Origin of the sequence: Paraburkholderia phymatum (genome assembly GCF_040965635.1) — a bacterium.
Classification (GTDB): Bacteria; Pseudomonadota; Gammaproteobacteria; order Burkholderiales; family Burkholderiaceae; genus Paraburkholderia; species Paraburkholderia phymatum_B.
Map to the genome: position 1 here is coordinate 1 of NZ_JBFRCH010000094.1, position 1,432 is coordinate 1,432.

General features: G+C 60.8%; 2 protein-coding genes and 1 pseudogene. All 3 read right to left on the reverse strand.

All coding sequences use genetic code 11. The annotated features are described in order from the left end of the window. Positions 1–166: pseudogene (locus AB4Y32_RS40285) on the reverse strand (nitrogenase molybdenum-iron protein alpha chain); the annotation flags it as partial. A 71-nt stretch (positions 167–237) separates the two neighbouring features. Next, positions 238–1,119, reverse strand: coding sequence for a nitrogenase iron protein (nifH, locus tag AB4Y32_RS40290; protein ID WP_342937830.1), 882 nt, complete (start codon positions 1,117–1,119; stop codon positions 238–240). A gap of 108 nt (positions 1,120–1,227) precedes the next feature. Continuing rightward, positions 1,228–1,432: hypothetical protein (locus AB4Y32_RS40295; protein ID WP_368726559.1), on the reverse strand; the 205-nt coding region annotated here is incomplete at its 5' end.

Consider the following 1,432-nt stretch of genomic DNA (forward strand, 5'->3'; position numbering starts at 1 on the left):
CGGGCAGCGATTTGATGTTCGATTTCACCCCACAGTCGAGCTTGCCCTGTTCAAAGGAACCCAGATGCTTGGCGCGGCGCTTGGCCATCTTTTCGGGGTATGCCTGCAGCACTTCGTCGATCAGGGCCTTGTTCGCGGCCTTGCGTTCTTCAACCGTCGCGGTCATTGCGTATCCCATAAGTGGAGAATCTCATCGCCGGATCCGGCCGCCGTACGGCAACCGCCGTCCGGCATTCGTCAGGCGGTCAGTTCGGCCGCCGATTTTCCGACCTGCGACTCGTCGACCGGTACCATGATGCCTTTCTCCATCAGCAGGTCTTCGAGCTGGTCCATTGTGATCGGCGTCGGAACCACGCCATTGCCGCCGTTGTGATGAACCTTCTCGGCAAGCGCGCGATACTGGCCCGCCTGTGAGCTGTCCGGCGCGTACTCGATCACGGTCATTCGCCGCAGTTCCGCGTGCTGGACGATGTTGTCGCGCGGCACGAAGTGGATCAGCCTCGTGCCGAGCATCGTCGCGAGCGATTCGGCAAGCTCCAGTTCCTTGTCGGTCTTGCGCTCGTTGCAGATGAGCCCGCCCAGGCGCACGCCGCCACTGTTCGCGTATTTCAGGATGCCCTTCGAGATGTTGTTCGCTGCGTACATCGCCATCATCTCGCCTGACATGACAATGTAGATTTCCTGCGCCTTGTTCTCGCGAATGGGCATTGCGAAACCACCGCACACCACGTCGCCGAGCACGTCGTACGACACGTAGTCGACTCCGTCATACGCGCCGTTCTCCTCGAGGAAATTGATCGACGTGATGACGCCACGGCCCGCGCAGCCGACGCCCGGCTCAGGACCACCCGACTCGACGCAGCGGATGTCCTTGTAGCCGATCTTCATCACGTCATCGAGTTCCAGGTCCTCGACTGAACCCGCTTCCGCCGCGAGCGAGAGAATTGTGTCCTGCGCCTTCGCGTGCAGTATCAGGCGCGTCGAGTCAGCCTTTGGATCGCACCCTACGATGAGGATCTTCTGCCCGAGGTCGCTCAGCGCCGCAAGCGTATTTTGCGACGTGGTGGACTTGCCGATGCCGCCTTTGCCGTAGAAGGCGATTTGCCGAAGTTGAGACATTGTCGTACTCCATTGACATGGAAGGTGAAACCAGGGTTGCGAATCAGATCTGCAAAGCCGCGACCATGTCCTCAGCCTGCGGTGTCCTTATGGTCTTCTTCTGTCGAGTCACGCATCGGCCGGATTGTGTCCGCGCGGCCCCATCGACGCAGCTTTTGTGCCATGAGTGCGCAGATCGTCGAAACCCTGGCCAGGCCGGGTTTCCGCCAGATTCTCCCGAATGGCGGCCTGCGACGTTCGCGACGTCGCCTTCCCGACAAATCGCGCGCCCTTTGTCGCAAACGAAATGGGCAGCACCGGGCAGCGTGCCCGT

Coding starts and splice junctions, on each gene's coding strand:
- nifH (WP_342937830.1), bottom strand. CDS start 1,119: ATGTCTCAACTTCGGCAAATCGCCTTCTACGGCAAAGGCGGCATCGGC.